This is a genomic window from Mesorhizobium sp. DxT (assembly GCF_058448885.1).
The window spans coordinates 198,241-217,399 of record NZ_JBZFLJ010000003.1 but is presented as its reverse complement, the minus strand read 5'-3'; the positions used below and the strand labels follow the sequence as shown (position 1 = coordinate 217,399).

15 protein-coding genes are annotated in these 19,159 nt (G+C 63.6%); 8 read left to right on the top strand and 7 right to left on the bottom strand.

Translation table 11 applies throughout. From position 1 onward, the window contains the following. The first annotated feature begins 6 nt into the window (after positions 1 to 6). The 6 genes from ACVJNE_RS08180 to ACVJNE_RS08155 all read left to right on the top strand — a co-directional run bounded on the left by ACVJNE_RS08180 (position 7) and on the right by ACVJNE_RS08155 (position 6,718). Entirely contained in the window at positions 7 to 2,064 is a 2,058-nt protein-coding gene (locus tag ACVJNE_RS08180) for a bifunctional aldolase/short-chain dehydrogenase (RefSeq protein ID WP_499564550.1), read from the top strand. 220 nt (positions 2,065 to 2,284) lie between these two features. Further along, positions 2,285 to 3,286, top strand: coding sequence for a sulfate ABC transporter substrate-binding protein (locus ACVJNE_RS08175; RefSeq protein WP_499564548.1), 1,002 nt, complete (start codon positions 2,285 to 2,287; stop codon positions 3,284 to 3,286). A gap of 78 nt (positions 3,287 to 3,364) precedes the next feature. Beyond that, positions 3,365 to 4,186 (top strand): sulfate ABC transporter permease subunit CysT, encoded by an 822-nt coding sequence (gene cysT, locus ACVJNE_RS08170; protein WP_499564546.1) that lies wholly within the window; start codon positions 3,365 to 3,367, stop codon positions 4,184 to 4,186. Continuing rightward, positions 4,183 to 5,079 (top strand): sulfate ABC transporter permease subunit CysW, encoded by an 897-nt coding sequence (cysW, locus tag ACVJNE_RS08165; protein WP_499564544.1) that lies wholly within the window; start codon positions 4,183 to 4,185, stop codon positions 5,077 to 5,079. Before cysT ends, cysW begins: the two co-directional genes overlap by 4 nt. Next, positions 5,076 to 6,098, top strand: a complete 1,023-nt coding sequence (locus tag ACVJNE_RS08160; protein ID WP_499564542.1) for a sulfate/molybdate ABC transporter ATP-binding protein — start codon at positions 5,076 to 5,078, stop codon at positions 6,096 to 6,098. Before cysW ends, ACVJNE_RS08160 begins: the two co-directional genes overlap by 4 nt. Positions 6,099 to 6,256: 158 nt before the next feature. After that, positions 6,257 to 6,718, top strand: a complete 462-nt coding sequence (locus ACVJNE_RS08155; protein ID WP_499564540.1) for an RrF2 family transcriptional regulator — start codon at positions 6,257 to 6,259, stop codon at positions 6,716 to 6,718. Here ACVJNE_RS08155 and ACVJNE_RS08150 read toward each other — a convergent pair. The 5 genes from ACVJNE_RS08150 to ACVJNE_RS08130 form a co-directional block, all read right to left on the bottom strand. Next, complete coding sequence (locus ACVJNE_RS08150) at positions 6,715 to 6,870, bottom strand: hypothetical protein (protein WP_368801579.1); 156 nt, start codon at positions 6,868 to 6,870, stop codon at positions 6,715 to 6,717. The two genes, ACVJNE_RS08155 and ACVJNE_RS08150, sit on opposite strands and share 4 nt — an antisense overlap. Before the next feature lie 127 nt (positions 6,871 to 6,997). Next, positions 6,998 to 8,641 carry an ABC transporter ATP-binding protein gene (locus ACVJNE_RS08145; protein WP_499564538.1) on the bottom strand — a complete coding sequence of 548 codons (1,644 nt, stop codon included), beginning with the start codon at positions 8,639 to 8,641 and terminating at the stop codon, positions 6,998 to 7,000. A gap of 1 nt (position 8,642) precedes the next feature. Further along, positions 8,643 to 9,797, bottom strand: coding sequence for an ABC transporter permease (locus ACVJNE_RS08140; protein WP_499564536.1), 1,155 nt, complete (start codon positions 9,795 to 9,797; stop codon positions 8,643 to 8,645). A gap of 10 nt (positions 9,798 to 9,807) precedes the next feature. Continuing rightward, positions 9,808 to 10,725 (bottom strand): ABC transporter permease subunit, encoded by a 918-nt coding sequence (locus ACVJNE_RS08135; RefSeq protein ID WP_173189993.1) that lies wholly within the window; start codon positions 10,723 to 10,725, stop codon positions 9,808 to 9,810. Between the two features lie 65 nt (positions 10,726 to 10,790). Further along, positions 10,791 to 12,359 (bottom strand): peptide ABC transporter substrate-binding protein, encoded by a 1,569-nt coding sequence (locus ACVJNE_RS08130; RefSeq protein ID WP_499564923.1) that lies wholly within the window; start codon positions 12,357 to 12,359, stop codon positions 10,791 to 10,793. 352 nt (positions 12,360 to 12,711) lie between these two features. Between ACVJNE_RS08130 and ACVJNE_RS08125 the strand changes: the two genes are divergently transcribed. After that, positions 12,712 to 13,806 carry an acyltransferase family protein gene (locus ACVJNE_RS08125; RefSeq protein WP_499564534.1) on the top strand — a complete coding sequence of 365 codons (1,095 nt, stop codon included), beginning with the start codon at positions 12,712 to 12,714 and terminating at the stop codon, positions 13,804 to 13,806. Positions 13,807 to 13,822: 16 nt separating this feature from the next. Here the strand turns inward: ACVJNE_RS08125 and ACVJNE_RS08120 are convergent, their stop codons facing one another. Both ACVJNE_RS08120 and ACVJNE_RS08115 read right to left on the bottom strand, forming a co-directional pair. Beyond that, a complete protein-coding gene (locus tag ACVJNE_RS08120; protein WP_499564532.1) occupies positions 13,823 to 14,440 on the bottom strand; it encodes a ribonuclease D in 618 nt (205 codons plus the stop codon). A 17-nt stretch (positions 14,441 to 14,457) separates the two neighbouring features. After that, a complete protein-coding gene (locus tag ACVJNE_RS08115) occupies positions 14,458 to 15,837 on the bottom strand; it encodes a M20/M25/M40 family metallo-hydrolase (RefSeq protein ID WP_499564530.1) in 1,380 nt (459 codons plus the stop codon). Positions 15,838 to 16,228: 391 nt separating this feature from the next. Here ACVJNE_RS08115 and polA point away from each other — a divergent pair, with 391 nt between their 5' ends. Further along, positions 16,229 to 19,159 carry a DNA polymerase I gene (gene polA / locus ACVJNE_RS08110; RefSeq protein WP_499564528.1) on the top strand — a complete coding sequence of 977 codons (2,931 nt, stop codon included), beginning with the start codon at positions 16,229 to 16,231 and terminating at the stop codon, positions 19,157 to 19,159.

Here is a 19,159-nt window from a genome sequence, read left to right as displayed (position 1 = left end):
CAAGACATGAAGAACCTCTGGAACGACAACGACGCCGAAGCCCTGGTCGCCGCCTATGGGCAAAAGGGCGTCGAACGCGATCTTGCGCTGCGCGTCTACACCACCCGCCTGCTGGGCGGCGAGCCGCGCCTCGTGCTGCATGGCGGCGGCAACACCTCCGTCAAGCTCGAGGCGACAGACCTCGTCGGCGACCACTGGCCGGTTCTGTGCGTGAAGGGCAGCGGGTGGGACATGGGCGTGATCGAACCGCAGGGCCTGCCGGCAGTGAAGCTCGCGCCTCTTCTCAAGGCGCGCGCGTTGGAGAGCCTTTCCGACGAGGACATGGTGGCGCTGCAGCGCGCCAACCTGATCGATCCCGGCTCACCGAACCCGTCGGTCGAAACGCTGCTGCACGCCTTCCTGCCGCACAAGTTCGTCGACCACACCCATTCGACAGCCGTGCTCGCCATCGTCGACCAGGGCGACGACAGCGAAGCGCTGATCCGCAAGGTGTTCGGGCCGAAGATGGGCTACGTTCCTTATATCAAGCCCGGTTTCGACCTCGCCAAGGCAGCGGCTGAAATCTACGATCAGGATCCTTCGGTCGAAGGGCTCATCCTCGACAAGCACGGTATTTTCACATTCGCCGAGACGGCGAAGGATGCCTACGACCTGATGATCCGCTACGTCACCGTGGCGGAAGACTATGTGGCGCAGAACACCGCGAACCCGCTGGTGCCGGTCACGCTACCCAAGCGCCTGCCGGACCCGGCGCAGATAGCCCCCCTGCTGCGCGGTGCGGTCGCGATGCGCCACGGCGAAGGCCGCTTCGACCGGATGGTCAGCGACTTCCGGACATCGCCGACGATCCTGGAGTTCCTGAACGCGGAAGGGCTGGAGCGTCGCGCCGCCCGAGGCGTTTCCACGCCCGACCTTTCGATCCGCATCAAGACGGGTCCAATGGCCCTGCCTGCACCCGACGCCGACAATCTGGACGCCTACGCCGAGACGGTGAAGACGCATGTCGCCGACTATGTCGCCGAATACACCCGCTACTTCGAGGAGAACGACGCGCGCGACGACGTGAAGCGCACCATGCTCGACCCGATGCCGCGGCTTCTGCTCGTGCCGGGGCTGGGCATGTTCGGTTTCGGCCGCACGCTGAAGGACGCGAAGATCGCCTCCGACGTCGGCGAGATGTGGATCGAGGCCGTGCGCGGCGCCGAAGCGATCGGCGATTTCCGCCCGCTTGCCAAGTCCGACCTTTTCGAGCTCGAATACTGGTCGCTGGAGCAGGCCAAGCTCGCCGGCAACAAGCCGAAGCCGCTGACGGGGCAGGTCGCGCTTGTAACCGGAGGCGCCGGCGCCATTGGGGCCGCAACCGCAAAGCTGTTCGCCAGCCAGGGCGCGCATGTGGTGGTCGTCGACCTAGACGCGGAGAAGGCGAAGGAAGCGGCCAAGGCTGCCGGCAACGGCTCGATCGGCGTCGGTGCCGACGTGACGAAGCCTGAAGACATCGCCTCCGCCTTCGAACAGGCGGTGCGCAATTACGGCGGCGTCGACATCGTGGTCTCGAACGCGGGAGCTGCCTTTGAAGGCGGTATCGGCGAACTGGACGATGCGCTGCTGCGCAAGAGCTTCGAGCTCAATTTCTTCTCGCACCAGAACGTTGCGCAAGCGGCCGTGCGCATCTTCAAGCAGCAGGGCACCGGCGGCGCGCTGCTGTTCAACACCTCCAAGCAGGCGGTCAATCCTGGTCCGAAATTCGGCGCCTACGGCATACCGAAGGCCGCGACCCTGTTCCTGTCGCGGCAGTATGCCCTGGAATATGGCGGCATCGGCGTGCGCGCCAATGCAGTCAACGCCGACCGCATCCGTTCCGGCCTGCTTACCGACGAGATGATCGCCAGCCGCTCGAAGGCGCGCGGGCTTTCCGAGAAGGACTATATGTCCGGCAACCTGCTCGGGCTGGAGGTGACGGCCGAACACGTGGCGCAGGCCTTCCTGCACCATGCGCTGGCAGAGCGCACAACAGCCGACGTCACCACCGTCGATGGCGGGAACATCGCGGCGACGCTGCGCTGAACGAACCCACATTTGCCCGCGTCGCGCCTTTGGTCGCCGACGCGGGCAACATCACTGCGCTGTTTCCCACATACGGAGACGGAAAATCCCAAACCAGACGCACCACAGGATAGAATTTCTATTTCCCGGGCGGGCGTCCCCGTAAACGTGCCTCTCCCGCACCTGCGAAGACGGATATTCTGCGTGAACTGGACGCATGTCCTTTCTCACGGAGTTCCTCATGAAACGCCTTCTTCTCGCCGGCGCCGCCGCCGCGCTCCTCTTCGCCGCGCCCGCGCAGGCGCAGTCGCCGGACAAGATCCTCAACTCCTCCTACGACATCGCACGCGAGCTTTTCGCCGCAATCAACGAAGCCTTCGTGCCCGCCTATAAGGCGCAGACCGGAAACGACGTGACCGTGGACCAGTCCCACGGCGGAACCTCGGCCCAGGCGCGCTCGATCGCCGAAGGCCTGGAGGCGGATGTGGTGACCTTCAACCAGACGACCGACATCGATTTCCTCGTGCAGCAGGGCTTCGTGTCGGAGGACTGGCAGAGCGAGTTCCCGAACAACGCCTCGCCCTACTACTCTTTCCCGTCGTTCCTCGTCCGCGAAGGCAACCCGAAGAACATCACCGACTGGGACGATCTCGCCCGTGACGATGTGGAAGTGATCTTCCCCAACCCGAAGACCTCCGGCAACGCACGCTATACCTATCTCGCCGCGGTCGCCTACGCCAAAGAGGCTTTCGGGGACGATGAGGAGAAGATCGCGGAATTCGTCGGCAAGATCTTCGACAATGTCCCGGTGTTCGATACCGGCGGCCGTGGTGCCACTACGACGTTCATCGAACGCGGCATCGGTGACGTGATCATCACATTCGAGGCCGAGACGCGATCGATCGCCCGCGAATATGGCGAAGACAGCTACGACAGCGTCGTGCCGTCGGTGAGCCTGCTGGCCGAATTCCCCGTTGCCGTCGTCGACCGTGTTGCCGAACGGCGCGGCAGCCAGGAACTGGCCAAGGACTATCTGGATTTCCTCTATTCGGAAGAAGGGCAGCGCATCGCCGCAACGTTCGGCAATCGCGTTCACGATGAAAAGGTGACGGCCGAGTTTGCCGACCAGTTCCCAGAGGTAAGGCTGGTGACGGCCGAGGACGTCTTCGGTGGGTGGGACCGCATCCAGGAGGAACACTTCGCTTCGGACGCCAAGCTCGACCAGATTTTCGGCGACCGCTGAGCCCGCCAATTCGCTCGTGTGCGGCCGGCGGTTGGAAACCCGCCGGCCGCAACCCTTGCCCCGAAAGGTCCTGCGATCTTGAGACGTCGAATTCTGCCCGGCTTGCCGCTTTCGCTCGGCATCACGCTGTTTTATGTGGCGCTGATCGTGGCGTTGCCGCTCGGCGCGCTTATCTTCAAGGCAGCCAGCCTCGGCCCCGAGGAATACTGGCGCATCGTCTCGTCCTCCCGCGCCATAGCCAGCTATCGCGTCACGGCCTTGTCCGCGCTCGCCGTGACCGCGTTCGGTCTCGTCTTCGGGCTGGCGCTGGCCTGGGTCCTGGTTCGCTACGAGTTTCCCGGCAAACGGTTCATCGACGCGCTCGTCGACCTGCCCTTTGCGCTGCCGACGGCGGTTGCGGGCATCGCGCTGACTTCGCTGTTTGCGCAGAATGGCTGGCTCGGCTCGATCCTCGCCTCGGTCGGCATTCAGGTCGTCTACACGCCGCTGGGCATCATGGTGGCCATGTTCTTCACCAGCCTGCCATTCGTGGTGCGCACGGTGCAGCCTGTGCTGGAAGACCTCGATCCGGCGCTGGAAGAAGCCGCGCAGTCGCTCGGCGGTTCGGATGGCACGATCTTCCTGCGCGTGATCCTGCCGCTGCTGACGCCTGCGCTTCTGGCCGGCCTGTCGCTTTCATTCGCGCGCAGTCTCGGCGAGTTCGGCGCCGTCATCTTCATTGCCGGCAACCGCCCCTCTTCGACCGAGATCACGGCGCTGCTGGCCTTCATCCGACTTGAGGAATTCAACTACAGCGCCGCGGCAGCGATCGCTTCGGTGCTGCTGTTCACAGCCTTCGTCATGCTTGCCGTGACGAATTACCTGCAGGCGCGCGCCCTGCGTTACATGGCGAGGGCATGAAGATGGCGCAGCATCCCGCCAAACCGCCACGCGTCGGCGACGCACCAGCCATTCGCCGGACACTGATCGCCTTCGTCGTCTTCTTCGGCGCGCTGCTCGTGCTCGCGCCGCTGCTGGTGATCTTCACGCAGGCGTTTGCGCTCGGCCTCGACCACGTCGCCGAAACGATCGCGCATCCGGATACGCGGCACGCGATCTTCCTGACCGTACTGACGGCGCTGATCGCCGTGCCGCTCAACACGATCTTCGGCATCGCGGCCGCCTGGGCGATCACCAAGTTCGAGTTCTGGGGACGGCGTTTTCTGTTGATCGTGATCGAAATCCCGTTCTCCATCTCGCCGGTGGTCGCGGGCGTTGCCTATCTCTTCGTCTACGGGCTCCAAGGCCTGTTCGGTCCGGCGCTGCAATCGGCAGAGATCCAGATCCTGTTCGCCCTGCCCGGCATCGTGCTCGCCTCGATGTTCGTCACGGCACCTTTTGTCGCGCGCGAGCTGATCCCATTGATGCAGGCGCAGGGGCGCGACCTGGAAGAGGCGGCAACCTCGCTGGGCGCCTCGGGCTGGCGCACGTTCCTCACAGTGACGCTGCCCAATATCCGCTGGGCGCTGCTCTATGGCGTGGTGCTCTGCAACGCGCGCGTGATGGGCGAGTTCGGCGCGGTCTCGGTGGTGTCCGGAAAGATCCGCGGCCAGACCAACACGCTGCCGCTGCACATCGAGCTGCTCTATCACGACTACAACACCGTCGGCGCATTCGCGGCCGCCTCGATACTCGCCGTGCTTGCACTCGTCACCATTGTCGCCAAGCTCGCGCTGGAGCGCCGCGGCGCGGGACGCGCGGGCCGTCCGGCGCTGGCCAGCCCAACAGTCGCCATCCAGGAAAAGACGTCATGAAGATCACCCTCGACCAGGTCGTGAAGACCTTCGACACGTTCCGCGCCGTGCATGGCGTCTCTCTGGAAATCGAAAGTGGCGAACTTGTCGCGCTGCTCGGCCCTTCCGGCTCGGGCAAGACGACGATCCTGCGCATGGTGGCGGGCCTCGAATATGCCGATGCCGGATCAATCCATTTCGGCGACGAAGACGCCACGAACATCCCCGTGCGGGAGCGCGGCGTCGGCTTCGTCTTCCAGCACTATGCGCTGTTTCCGCATATGACGGTGGGCGAGAACGTGGCCTTCGGCATGAAGGTGTCAAAGGTGCGCCGGTCGAAGGACGAGATCGCGCGGCGCGTCGAGGATCTGTTGCGGCTCGTGAGGCTGGAAGGGCTGGGCAACCGGTTCCCGACGCAGATCTCCGGTGGGCAGAGGCAGCGCGTGGCGTTGGCGCGGGCGCTGGCGGTCGACCCCAAGGTGCTGCTGCTCGACGAACCGTTCGGGGCACTGGACGCCAATGTGCGACGTGACCTGCGGCGCTGGCTGCGCGAAATCCACGAGGAACTCGGCATCACGACGCTGTTCGTGACGCACGATCAGGAAGAGGCATTGGACCTCGCCGACCGCGTCGTCATCCTCAATGAGGGGCGCATCGTGCAGCAGGGTACGCCGGAGGAGGTGTGCAGGAAGCCGGGTTCGGCTTTCGTCATGAAGTTCCTGGGCGATACGAACCATCTGGCTGGAACGGCTGCGGGCGGCACCGCACGGGTCTCGGGCGCGACCGTTGCCGCGACGGGTGTCGCGGACGGGCCGGTCGAAGTCCTGGCGCGGCCGGGCGATCTCGGCTGGGCGACGGCTGGCGGCGGCATCCCGGCACAGGTGGCCCGCGTGATCGACCGGCCGGAAGGACGGCGGATTCTCGCGCGCATCGAGACCGGCGAATCTGTCGAACTGGATGTCCCGGCCGACACGCAGGTTGCGGCCAGCGACCGCGGCTACATCAGCATCCTGCGCGGCAACGTGTTCCCGGCGACCTGATCGTTTCAAGATAGGGCCGATGTAGGACCCTTGCCGCTTGTATGTCCCGCCGCCGGACCCTATGAGGAATGGATGCTTCGCCGCGACAAGGGAAAGTTGGATTGCCGTGCCGTCGCGGCCCGCGTGCGTTGGCGCGGTGGTCGGAGAATGATGCGGACATGCTCACCAAGAAGGGCAAATACGGCCTGAAGGCTCTCGTTTATCTGGCTCACCTGCCGCCCGGTCAGCTCGCCTTCGTCAACGACATCGCCATTGCCCGGAACATTCCGAAGAAATTTCTCGACGCGATACTGGGGGAGCTGCGGAATGCCGGCTTCGTCGAGAGCCGGAAAGGTAAGGACGGCGGCTATCGGCTGGCAAAGCCGGCCGGCGACATCAGGATCGGTCATGTCGTGCGAGTGCTGGACGGGCCGCTCGCGCCGATTTCCTGCGCGAGCCAGACGCGCTACCAGCGCTGCGAGGACTGCGACGAGGCGACCTGCGAGGTCCGGTATATGATGCTGAATGTTCGTCGCGCCATTGCCGAAGTGCTCGACGGCCAGAGCCTTGCGGAAATGCGCGATGCCGACAATGACGCGGTTGGCGGCCTTCGTGGGGTACGGGCCACAGGCGCTATCTAGGCTACCAGGCCGAAGACGAAGGCTGCGGTGAAAACCACCGAAACCGTGAAGATGAGATAGGTGAAGGCGCTGCCGCGTGGGCGAACGATGGCCCGTTCCGCCGCGCCTTGCTGTGCCTGGCGGCTGGATCGATTGCTGTTTCCGTAAGACATGGTTCCTCCGTCCATGTCTTTAATCTATAAAATCAGTAGACTTTGTCGACTATAAATTTTCTACCGTTCACCGCTTCGTCGCCGCCTGTCCCGGAAAATTTGCGCTAATCGGCGAAAAATATTCCAATCAGTCAATCAGACCGGCTGCGAATGCGCCCGTCTGCTGCCGGAACGGCGTCCCGTCGATGGCCGCCGCCATAAGGGCCTGGGTGTAGGCTTCACGCGGGTGATCGAAGATCGCGTCCGTCGGCCCCTCCTCGACGATCCGGCCCTGTTTCATCACCACGATGTGGTCGGCCATCGCCCGCACGACCGCGAGGTCGTGGCTGATGAAGAGGTAGGAAAGATCGTGCGCCTTCTGCAGATCGCGAAGAAGATCGACGATCTGCTTCTGCACGGAACGGTCGAGCGCAGATGTCGGCTCGTCGAGCACGACCACTTTAGGTTTCAGGATCATCGCGCGGGCGATGGCGATGCGCTGGCGCTGGCCGCCGGAGAATTCGTGCGGATAGCGATTGCGCATGGCCGGGTCGAGCCCGACCTCTTCCAGCGCCTCGATGGCGCGCCGGTCACGCTCGCGCGCAGGCAGTTGCGGCTCATGTACCTTCAGGCCCTCGGTCACCACCTGGCCGATGGTCATGCGCGGCGAGAGCGAGCCGAACGGGTCCTGGAAGACGAGCTGCATTTCCTTGCGCATCGGCCGCATGGCACGCTTGTCGGAAGCGCTGATATCCGCCCCTTCGAAGCGGACCGTACCCTCGCTCGGCAGGAGCCTGAGCAGCGCGCGCCCGAGCGTCGACTTGCCGGAACCCGACTCGCCGACGACGCCGATCGTCTGGCCCTTGTGCAAGGCGACCGAAATTCTGTCGACGGCGCGGATTTCGGCTTCGGGACCCGAGAACCACCCGCCACCACCACCGAAGACGACCTCGACGTCACGTCCCTCAAGCAGGATCGGCGCCTCCATCGGTGGCGGCGCCTTGCGGCCGGTCGGCTCGGCTGCCAGAAGCTCCATCGTGTAGGGATGCTTGGGCGTGTCGAACAGGACCGATGTCTCCCCTTCCTCCACAACCTCGCCATAGCGCATCACATAGACCCGGTCGGCGAAGCGGCGGACGATGCCGAGATCGTGCGTGATGAAGACGATGGCCATGCCCAGCTTGCGCTGCAACTCGGCCAGCAGCGCGAGAATCTGGGCCTGAATGGTGACGTCGAGCGCAGTGGTGGGCTCGTCGGCAATCAGCATGTCGGGGTCGTTCGCCAGCGCCATGGCGATCATAACGCGCTGGCGCTGTCCGCCGGACAGTTCATGCGGATAGGCATCAACCCGGCGAGCGGGATCGGGAATGCCGACAAGCTCCAGCAACTCGATGACACGCTCGCGCGCAGCCTTTCGCGACATCCCGCGGTGATGGACAAGCGGTTCCGCAATCTGCCGCCCGATGCGATAGAGCGGATCGAGCGAGGTCATCGGCTCCTGGAAGATCATGGTGATCTTCTCACCGCGGATGCGGTTGAGCTTGCGCTCCGACAGGCCGATCAGCTCCTGACCACGATAGGTGGCGGAACCACGGGCGCGGCCGTTGGCGGCAAGCAGGCCCATCAGCGCCATGGTGGTCTGGCTCTTGCCGGACCCGGACTCGCCGACGATCGCCACGGTCTCGCCCGGCTTCACGTCGAGATCGATGCCCCGGACGGCGTGAACCATGCCGTCATTGGTCTCGAACTCGACATGCAGGTCGCGCACCCGGAGGATGGATTCCTGCGTCATGTCAGCGATCCTTCGGGTCGAGGGCGTCGCGCAATCCATCGCCCAGGAAGTTGAGCGCGAACAGGATCGCCGTCAGCGTCACCGCCGGATAGATCAACAACCATGCTGCGCCGCGCATGTTGGCCGCACCCTCCGCAATCAGCAGGCCGAGACTGGTCAGCGGCTCCTGTACGCCGAGGCCTAGGAAGGACAACAGGCTTTCAAGCAGGATCGCCTTAGGCACCAGCAGCGTGACGAAGACGACCACCGGGCCAAGCGCGTTGGGAATGATGTGGCGGCGTACGATGCCGGCATCGCTCACGCCAAGTGCTTCTGCCGCCTGCACATACTCCTGGCGTTTGATGGTGAGGGTCTGGCCACGCACGATGCGCGCCATGTCGAGCCATTCCGTACAGCCGATCGCGATGAAGATCAGCACGAAGTTTCGTCCGAAAAAGACCACCAACAGGATGACGAAGAAGATGAAGGGCAGCGAATAGAGGACATCGACCACGCGCATCATCAGATTGTCGACACGGCCGCCGAGATAGCCCGCGATGGCGCCGTAGGTGACGCCGAGCAGCAGTGCCATCATCGATGCCAGCACGCCGATCGCCAGCGAGATGCGGATGCCGATGAGGATGCGCGAGAGCAGGTCACGGCCGTTGGCATCCGTGCCAAAGACGAAGCGCAGCCGCTGAACGTCGGCCACCATGAAGGCGCTTGTCGCGCCTTCCATCATCTCGTTGCCTTCTTCATCCTCAAGGCGCGCATTGGAGAAAAGGTCGGAACGGTCGATGTAGCGCACGATGCGCGGATCGAGCGCTTCGTCGTCGGAGACCGGGGCGCGAACGGTGGAGCCGGAAAGATCGATCTCACCGATGTCCACCCGCGCCCGTCCGAGCGCGCTTTCGAAGGCCGGCACGATGGCGTCCTCCTTCGGATAGGCCTCCAGGCTCGCCGGCGCACGCACATATTGTGGATAGATGCGGTCGTAAGGATGCGCATGGATCCAGGGGCCCACGATGCCGGCAAGTGCCAGCAACAGCAGGACAACGGCGCTAGCGACAGCCGCGCGATTGCGTCTCAGGCGAAGCCAAGCATCCTGACCGAGGGATCGTCCGGCAACGAGGGGCTCCCGAGGGCCTGATGCTTGTCCAAGCGTGGTGTTGCTCATTGTTGCCTCCTCAGTCGTAGCGTACGCGCGGGTCGAGCCACGCATAGAGCACGTCGACGATGAGGTTGAAGACGATGACGAAGCAGGCGATGACCACCACGGTGCCCATCACCAGCGTATAGTCGCGCCCGAGCGCGCCCTGCACGAAATAGCGGCCGATGCCGGGGATGCCGAAGATGGTTTCCACGACCACCGAACCGGTCAGCAACGCCGCGGCCGTCGGTCCGAGATAGGACACCACCGGCAGGATCGCGGCACGCAGCGCATGAACACCGACCACGACGTAGGACGGCAGGCCATAGGCGCGCGCGGTGCGCACATGGTTCGAGCGGAGTGCCTCGATCGTGGCGCCACGCGTCAGGCGCGCGATGATCGCGATCTGGGGCAGGGCCAGCGTGGCTATGGGCAACACCATATGCTGCCAGGTGCCCCAGCCCCCCGCCGGGAGCCAGCCCATCATGACGCCGAAAAAGAGTGAGAAAACCGGCGCGATCACGAAGGTCGGGATGGTGATGCCGAAGGTCGCAGTGCCCACCACCATGTAGTCGACCCAGGTGTTCTGGCGCAGCGCGGCCAGCGCGCCCAGAAACACCCCGACAACCAGCGCGATCGACAGCGCGATACCACCGAGCTGGATCGACACCGGCAGGCCGGTCCTGAACAGATCGACCACCGAAAAGTCACGCCGCGTGAAGGATGGGCCGAGGTCGCCCTGCGCCAGATTGCCGAGATAGATCAGGTATTGCTGCCAAAGCGGCTTGTCGAAATTGTAGGCGCGTTCGAGGTTCTTCATGATCAAAGGGTCGAGCGGGCGTTCGAGATCGAACGGGCCGCCCGGCGCAAGCCGGATCATGAAGAAGGCGATGGTGACGATGATGAACAGCGTCGGCACCGCTCCGGCAAAACGCCTGAGCACGTAGGCAAACATGGCCTGCTCCGGTCAAGGTCGCCCATGCGCGGCGGTGGCCGCGCATGGGCAAGTCGTGTCTGGGATTACTGCTCGATCGACATCCAGCGGGTGCCGTGGACGTTCATCACGTTGTCTTCCCAGCCGTTCAGCTTGTCGGAGACGAGCGAGCCGGACGAATAATACATGATCGGGATGATCGGCAGTTCTTCCAGAAGCAGGGCCTCGGCCTCCTTGAGGATTTCCGCGCGCGCGTCGATGTCGATCGTCCCTGCAGCCTTGTCCATCAGGGCGTCGTAGTCGGCATTCTCCCAGCGTGGATAGTTGAAGCCGAGATTCTCGCTCTCGAACAGGAACAGGAAGTTCTGCGGATCGGAATAGTCGCCGATCCAGCCGGCGCGCGTCATGTCGAAGTCGCCGTCCTGCTTCATGTAGTCGAAATAGCCGGTGCCCTCCATTTCGACGATGGTCGAGTTGATGCCGATGTTCTTCAGCATGTCGCTCAGCGCCGTCATGGTGTTCTTGTGGTTCTCGCCGGTGTTGTGGCGCAGTTCGATGCTGAGCGAACCCTCGGCCACGCCCGCTTCCTCGAGCAGCGCCTTGGCGGCATCCTCGCGGTCGAGGATGTCGTCCTCGGCATAGGGCAGAGTGGCGTTTTCACCGTAATTTCCGATGCCTGGCGGCACGAAGGACCATGCCGGGATCATGGTGCCGCGCCAGATCTCGTCAGCCAGGAACTCTCGGTCGATGGCCATCGAGATCGCCTGGCGCACGCGCGGATCGGCAAGCTTTTCCTTCTTCACCTTCACCGGCAGATAGTAGACGCCGAGATAGGGCGCGATGCGGAGCTGCTCGCCGAGGTTCGCCTTCATATAGTCCATCTGCTGGTTGTCGAGGTCCGAGCAGGAGTGGACTTCACCCGCCTCGAAGCGACGCAGGCAGGTGGCGCGATCCTCGAACGGGATGAAGTTGACGACGTCGATCTTCACATTATCCGCATCGTGGAAATGCGGGTTCTTGCGCATCGTGATCTTGTCGTTGGGCGTGAAATTCTCCAGCATGTAGGCGCCGTTGGTCACCATGTTGCCGGGGCGGGTGAACTCGGTGCCGTGCTCTTCGACGGAAGCCTGATGCAGCGGCAGGCCGGTCTGATGGGTCAGCAGTTCGAGAAAGTAGGGGGTCGGCGCGTTGAGCGTGATCTCGAGCGTATGGTCGTCAACGGCCTTGGCGCCGAGTTCCGCAAGCTCCTTCTCGCCCTTGTTGATCGCCTCGGCGTTCAGGATCGGATACTGCATGTTGGCGTAGGGCGCCGCCGTTTCCGGGTTCTGGATGCGCTGATAGGTGAAGACGAAGTCGCTTGCCTTCACCGGGTCGCCATTCGACCACTTTGCGTCCTGTCGCAGCTTGAAGGTGTAGACGAGGCCGTCATCGGAGATTTCCCAGCTCTCCGCGACGCCCGGCACCACCTCGGCCTTGTTGTTCTGCACGACGAGACCTTCGTAAAGGTCGCGCATCAGGTGACCTTCCGCTACCGTCGTCGTCTTGTGGTGATCAAGGGTCGTCGGATCGGTGTCGTTGCCGCGGTTGTAGACCACTTCGGCAAAAGCCTGGGTTGCGACGAGGCCGCCGGGCACAACCATCGCAGCCGAAAGCATGGCCGCATTCATCAATTGACGTAGCATCGGTACTTCCTCCTCTGGAACCGGTCCCCGCCGCCGGGTGATGCAGATTATGAACAAGCCTAATCCGAGAGCAAGCGTGAATCGGACGCGCGGCCGCCCATGCGCCCTTTCCGCAATGCGATTAGCCTGAAGGCATAATTTTCGCACGAACACGCGCATCAAAAAGGTGAAATTGACGGAATCTTGCTTGTCGGTGCATGCAAGAAAGTCTTCACCAAGCCAGCAAGATGCCCGCCATTGCGCTGGCGGGTTAATGGTTCGCTGGCGTCGGCGTGCTAGGTTTGTGCCCATTAATGGCGCAATCCGCAAGCGCAGGGAGCACGAAATGGCTGAAACCGCGACGCGCATCGGGTGGGTCGACATCGCCAAGGGCATCTGTATCATCTTCGTGGTGATGATGCATTCGACGCTCGGCGTCGGCAGCACCATGGGCGGCGAAGGGTTCATGCACTATGTCGTGGCGTTTGCGCGCCCCTTCCGCATGCCCGACTTCTTCCTGATTTCCGGCCTCTTCCTCGGGCTCGTCATCGACAGGCCATGGCTGCGCTACATCGACCGGAAGGTCGTGCACTTCCTGTATTTCTACGTGTTGTGGCTGACGATCCAGTTCGTCTTCAAGGCGCCCGGCATGGTGGCCGAAGGCGGACCCGCCGCGCCGCTGACAGCCTATCTCTGGTCGTTCATACAGCCGTTCGGCACGCTGTGGTTCGTCTATATGCTGCCGATCTTCTTCATCTTCACGCGGCTGGTGAAGACGCTGCCGGTCTGGCTGGTGCTGGGTTTCGCCGCCTTGCTCGAGATGCTGCCGATCCACACCGGCTGGGTGCTCTTCGACGAGTTCTGCTCGCGTTATGTCTACTTCTTCGCCGGCTATGCCTTCGCAACGCGGATTTTCGACCTTGCCGAATGGGTTGCCGCGAACCGCGCCAAGGCGCTCCGTCTTCTCGGGCTGTGGGCGGTCATCAACGGCATCTTCGTCTTCACGCCAGCCCCGGCCTCCTTCGCCATCTTCCACCAGCCAGGCGGCGATGCCGCCGGTGCTGCTGGACTGGCAGTGCTGCCGTTCATTTCGCTGGCGCTTGGTGTCGCCGGCGCGATGGCGATCATAACCGCCTCAGCGCTGCTCGCGCAGGTTTCCTGGATGCAATGGCTTTCCTGGCTCGGCGCGCACTCGATCGTGATCTACCTCGCCTTCTTCCTGCCCATGGCCGTATCGCGCGTGATCCTCATCCGCACCGGCATCATCACCGATATCGGCACGATCTCCCTGCTTGTAACCATCGCAGGCGTGATCGGCCCGGTCATGCTCTACGGGCTGATCCAATGGACCGGCTGGGGCAAGTTCCTGTTCGAGCGGCCGGACTGGGCGATCATCGATCGCCCCGCAAAGCCGCAACGTGCCGCGCTGCCGGCCGAATAAGCCGGGCACAAACCCCTCACGAGTGGGCGAAGATGTCCTGCTCGTCCCAGCCCATCAGATCGAGCCTGGCGCGGGTGGGCAGGAATCGGAAGCAGGCTTCGGCCTCTTTCGTCCGTCCGTCGCGCTCCAGCCTGAACAGCAGCTTTTCGCGAAGCTGGTGCAAGTAGAGAACGTCGGAAGCGGCATATTCGAGCTGCTCCGGCGTCAGCGTCTCGGCTGCCCAGTCGGACGATTGCTGCACCTTGGACAGGCTGACACCCAGCAACTCGTTGCAGATGTCCTTGAGACCATGGCGATCGGTATAAGTCCGGGTCAGCCGTGAAGCGATCTTGGAGCAGAAAACCGGCTCCGGCATCACGCCGAACGCGTTGTAGAGTACCGCAAGGTCGAAGCGTCCGAAATGGAAGAGCTTGGTGATCTTCCGATTGCGGAGCAGCGAGACGAGGTTGGGCGCACGCTTCTGACCGGGCGCGATCTGGATCACGTCGGCCGTGCCGTCACCGGGCGAAAGCTGCACCACGCAGAGGCGGTCGCGATGCGGGTTCAGCCCGAGCGTCTCGGTGTCGATCGCAATCGCATCGACGTCATAATTGGCGAGATCGGGCAGGTCGCCCTTGTGAAAGCGGATAGTCATGGAGAGGCCTTTCGGGTTCAGGAGGTCAGTGCGGCGAGGATGCGCGCCCAGCTTCTCTGGCCCTTGTGAAACGAGGTAAGGTCGTATTTCTCGTTGGGCGAATGGATGCGGTCGTCGTCGAGGCCGAAGCCCACGAGGAGGGTGTCCATCCCGAGGCGGCGCTTGAAATCGCCGACGATCGGGATCGAGCCGCCCATGGCAAGCACGAGGGCCTTGTTCGGCCACTCGTCCGTCAGCGCCGAAGCGGCCTTTGTCACCATCGGGGAATCATAGGCAAGCTGCAGCGCCGGCGACCCGCCATGCTTGTGAAAGGTCACCGAGCAGTCGGCCGGGACCCTGTCCTCGACGAACTTGCGGAATGAAGCGCGGATCGCCTCTGGGTCCTGATTGCCGACAAGGCGGAAGGACACTTTCGCCGACGCCTGCGCGGCGATCACCGTCTTGAAGCCCTCGCCCTCGTAGCCGCCGGAGATGCCGTTGAATTCCGCAGTCGGACGCGCCCACACCATTTCCGGGATCGAGCGTCCCTTTTCGCCCGACGGGACCGACAGGCCGATGTCGCCCAGAAGAGGGCTGATGTCGAGCTTGTCCCAAGATGCCTTGATCTGGCTCGGCGTCTCTTCGACGCCTTCATAGAAGTCGGGGATCGTGATGCGCCCCGTCTCGTCGTGCATGTCCGCGAGAATTCTGGAAAGGATGCGGATGGGATTGGCCGCCGCACCGCCATAGACGCCGGAGTGGAGGTCTCGGTTGGCGGCGTGGATCGTCACCTCCTCGCCGACGAGCCCGCGCAGGCCGACGGTGATGCACGGCGTATCGCGGTTCCACATGCCGGTATCGCACACCATGGCAAAATCGGCCTTCAGCTCCTCCGAATTGGCGTCGAGGAACGGCTTGACCGAGGGCGAGCCGGATTCTTCCTCGCCCTCGAACAGCAAGGTGATCTTGCACGGCAGACTGCCATGCACCTGCTTCCAGGCGCGGCAAGCCTCCACGAACAGCATGAGCTGCCCCTTGTCGTCGGAGGAACCGCGGCCGGTGATGACCTTCCTGCCGGGCTCCAGATCCTTGATCCTCGGGTCGAACGGATCCGCATCCCACAGATCCAGCGGGTCGACCGGTTGGACGTCGTAATGGCCATAAAACAGGACATGAGGCGAGCCCTCCGGCCCGTCATGGTGAGCAACGACCATCGGATGGCCCGGCGTGTCGCGTACGTTCGCGTCGAAGCCGATGCACTTCAGATCCTCCACCAGCCACTCGGCGGCGCGGCGGCAATCCTGCGCGAAGGCCGGGTCTGTCGAGATGGAGGGAATGCGCAGCAGCGAGAACAGCCGTTCGAGGCTGGATTCGAGGTCTGCATCAATACGGTCGAGGACGGGAGCGAGTGCGGACATGGTTGGACCTTTCGATTCTGCGGCCGCGACCCTATCGTCCGGCGCACCGCTCGAAAAGCCCTGCTTCCTTGTGCCAGCAGCACAAAAAAAGTGCCGCCGTGGTGGAGGGGAACCACGGCGGCCTTACTCGAAACGATGCGGGAGCCCGGAGAGGGGGATGAGGCTCCCGCAATGTCCGGTTCAGGCGGGGGACGGGCCTATTTCCCGGACTCGGCGAAAATTGCCGATGACCTGCATTTGGGTCTTTGAAAATGGCGATTCAAGGGCGTCAACATTACATCTCTGTAACATGCACGTGATGGCCGTTTTCGCCGGAAGAAGTGGCAGGAGCCGGGCATTCAGCCACGGTTTGCGATGGACACCACGGATGCCCCGCGCTACGCGTTTTCCCATGAAAAAAGGCGATCATCTCTTCCTCGTCGATGGCTCGGGCTACATCTTCCGCGCCTATCACGCACTACCCCCGCTGACGCGCAAATCCGACGGTCTCCCCGTCGGCGCGGTCTCCGGTTTCTGCAACATGCTGTGGAAGCTGATGCAGAACGCTCGCGACACCGATGTAGGGGTCACGCCGACACATTTCGCGGTCATCTTCGACTATTCGTCGAAGACGTTCCGCAACGAACTGTATCCGGAATACAAGGCGAACCGCTCGGCGCCGCCCGAAGACCTGATCCCCCAGTTCGGCCTGATCCGCGAAGCGACGCGCGCCTTCGACCTGCCGTGCCTGGAAATGGAAGGGTTCGAGGCGGACGATCTGATCGCCACTTATGCGCGACTGGCATGCGAGGCCGGCGGCGACACCACCATCATCTCCTCCGACAAGGACCTGATGCAGCTCGTGGGTCCCACCGTGTCGATGTACGACCCGATGAAGGACAAGGAAATCAACATCCCCGAGGTGATCGAGAAGTGGGGCGTGCCGCCGGAGAAGATGATCGACCTGCAGGCGCTGATGGGCGACTCGGTCGACAACATTCCGGGCGTTCCCGGCATCGGCCAGAAGACGGCGGCGCAGCTTCTGGAGGAATATGGCGACCTCGACTCGCTGCTGGAGCGGGCGGGCGAGATCAAGCAGCAGAAACGGCGCGAGACGCTGATCGAAAATCGCGACAAGGCGCTCATGTCGCGTGAACTGGTGCGGCTCAGGAACGACGTTCCCGGCGTCGAGCCGCTGGACGATTTCGTGCTGCAGCCGCCGAACGGCCCGAAGCTGATTTCCTTCCTCAAGGCGATGGAATTCACCACGCTGACGCGGCGCGTCGCCGAGGCGTCCGGCGCCGAGGCCGCCGAGATCGAGTCGGCGCAGGTGGACGTCGAATGGGGCGAGGCAGCGCACGGTCCGGATGTCGGCTCAAAGCCTGCTGACGCCGCTGCCGAGGGGGATGCCGCATCGGCTGCGGCGCCAGCAGGGGACACGCCGGGCGCGCTCGCCGCAGCCCGCGCCGCCGAGGCGGTCGCGAAGAAGGTCGACAACACCGCCTATGACTGCATCCGCGACATCGCCACGCTGCGTGAATGGATCGCGGAGGCGCGCGAGGCGGGCGTCGTCGCCTTCGATACGGAGACGACATCCCTCGACCCGATGCAGGCGGAGCTTTGCGGCTTCAGCCTTGCCACCCGGCCCGGGCGGGCGGCCTATGTGCCGCTGATCCACAAGTCGGGCGCGGGGGACCTGTTGGGGGGCGGGCTGGTGGAAGGCCAGATTCCCGCGCGCGAAGCGCTGGCCGAACTGAAGCCCCTGATGGAGGATCGCAGCGTCCTCAAGGTCGCGCAGAATCTGAAATACGATCTTGTCATCATGCAACGCCACGGCATCGACATTGCGCCCTATGACGACACGATGCTCATCTCCTATGTGCTCGATGGCGGATCGAACGGTTCCCACGGCATGGATGCGCTGTCCGAACGCTGGCTCGGCCACACGCCGATCGCCTTCAAGGACGTGTGTGGTTCCGGCAAGGCGATGATCACGTTCGACTTCGTCGAACTGGACAGGGCCACCTGCTATGCCGCCGAGGATGCCGACGTGACGCTGCGGCTGTGGCGCGTTCTCAAACCCCGGCTCGCCGAGAAAGGCCTCGTCTCCGTCTATGAGCGGCTGGAGCGTCCGCTGGTGCCCGTGCTCGGGCGGATGGAGCAGCGCGGCATTTCGGTCGACCGCCAGATTCTGTCGCGGCTGTCGGGTGATTTCGCGCAGGGTGCGGCCGCGCTGGAGGATGAAATCTACCAGCTTGCCGGAGAGCGCTTCACCGTCGGCTCGCCGAAGCAGCTTGGCGACATTCTGTTCGGCAAGATGGGGCTTCCGGGCGGCTCGAAGACCAAGACGGGCCAATGGTCGACCACCGCGCGCGAGCTTGAAGACCTTGCAGCCGCCGGGCACGAGCTGCCGCGCAAGATCGTCGACTGGCGCCAGCTCACAAAGCTGAAATCGACCTATACCGACGCGCTGCCCGGGTTTATCAACTCGCAGACGAAGCGCGTGCACACGTCCTACGCGCTGGCATCCACGACCACCGGCCGCCTGTCGTCGTCCGATCCCAACCTGCAGAACATTCCGATCCGCACCGCGGAAGGCCGCAAGATCCGCACCGCCTTCATCGCCGAGCCCGGGAACCTGCTGATCTCGGCCGATTACAGCCAGATCGAGCTGCGCGTGCTCGCCCACGTCGCCGACATTCCCCAGCTTCGCCAGGCCTTCGCCGATGGCATCGACATTCACGCGATGACGGCATCCGAGATGTTCGGCGTGCCGGTCGAGGGCATGCCGGGCGAGGTGCGCCGGCGCGCCAAGGCGATCAATTTCGGCATCATCTACGGCATCTCGGCATTCGGGCTGGCCAACCAGCTTGCGATTCCGCGCGAGGAGGCCAGCGCCTACATCAAGAAGTATTTCGAGCGCTTTCCGGGCATCCGCGACTATATGGACGCGGCCAAGGCGCATTCGCGCGACAACGGCTACGTCGAGACGATCTTCGGCCGCCGCATCCACTTCCCCGAGATACGCTCGCCGAATCCGTCCGTGCGGGCGTTCAACGAGCGTGCCTCGATCAACGCCCCGATCCAGGGCGCGGCTGCCGACATCATCCGCCGCGCGATGGTGCGGATGGAGGCCGCGCTGGAGACGGCCGGACTGCACAACACGCAGATGTTGCTGCAGGTTCATGACGAACTGATCTTCGAGGCTCCGGAAGGCGAGATCGAGGCGGCGATGCCGGTGATCCGCGACGTGATGGAGAATGCCGCCATGCCCGCGCTCGCCATGAAAGTGCCGCTCCACGTCGACGCCCGCGCGGCGAAGAACTGGGACGAGGCGCATTGA

Bases quoted from the DNA above. Each gene is read 5' to 3' on its own strand.
- ACVJNE_RS08150 (WP_368801579.1), bottom strand. From the start codon at position 6,870: ATGTCTTACGGAAACAGCAATCGATCCAGCCGCCAGGCACAGCAAGGC.
- ACVJNE_RS08155 (WP_499564540.1), top strand. From the start codon at position 6,257: ATGCTCACCAAGAAGGGCAAATACGGCCTGAAGGCTCTCGTTTATCTG.
- ACVJNE_RS08145 (WP_499564538.1), bottom strand. From the start codon at position 8,641: ATGACGCAGGAATCCATCCTCCGGGTGCGCGACCTGCATGTCGAGTTC.
- ACVJNE_RS08130 (WP_499564923.1), bottom strand. From the start codon at position 12,359: ATGCTTTCGGCTGCGATGGTTGTGCCCGGCGGCCTCGTCGCAACCCAG.
- ACVJNE_RS08115 (WP_499564530.1), bottom strand. From the start codon at position 15,837: ATGTCCGCACTCGCTCCCGTCCTCGACCGTATTGATGCAGACCTCGAA.
- ACVJNE_RS08175 (WP_499564548.1), top strand. From the start codon at position 2,285: ATGAAACGCCTTCTTCTCGCCGGCGCCGCCGCCGCGCTCCTCTTCGCC.
- ACVJNE_RS08180 (WP_499564550.1), top strand. From the start codon at position 7: ATGAAGAACCTCTGGAACGACAACGACGCCGAAGCCCTGGTCGCCGCC.
- ACVJNE_RS08120 (WP_499564532.1), bottom strand. From the start codon at position 14,440: ATGACTATCCGCTTTCACAAGGGCGACCTGCCCGATCTCGCCAATTAT.
- ACVJNE_RS08125 (WP_499564534.1), top strand. From the start codon at position 12,712: ATGGCTGAAACCGCGACGCGCATCGGGTGGGTCGACATCGCCAAGGGC.
- polA (WP_499564528.1), top strand. From the start codon at position 16,229: ATGAAAAAAGGCGATCATCTCTTCCTCGTCGATGGCTCGGGCTACATC.
- ACVJNE_RS08135 (WP_173189993.1), bottom strand. From the start codon at position 10,725: ATGTTTGCCTACGTGCTCAGGCGTTTTGCCGGAGCGGTGCCGACGCTG.
- ACVJNE_RS08160 (WP_499564542.1), top strand. From the start codon at position 5,076: ATGAAGATCACCCTCGACCAGGTCGTGAAGACCTTCGACACGTTCCGC.
- cysW (WP_499564544.1), top strand. From the start codon at position 4,183: ATGAAGATGGCGCAGCATCCCGCCAAACCGCCACGCGTCGGCGACGCA.
- ACVJNE_RS08140 (WP_499564536.1), bottom strand. From the start codon at position 9,797: ATGAGCAACACCACGCTTGGACAAGCATCAGGCCCTCGGGAGCCCCTC.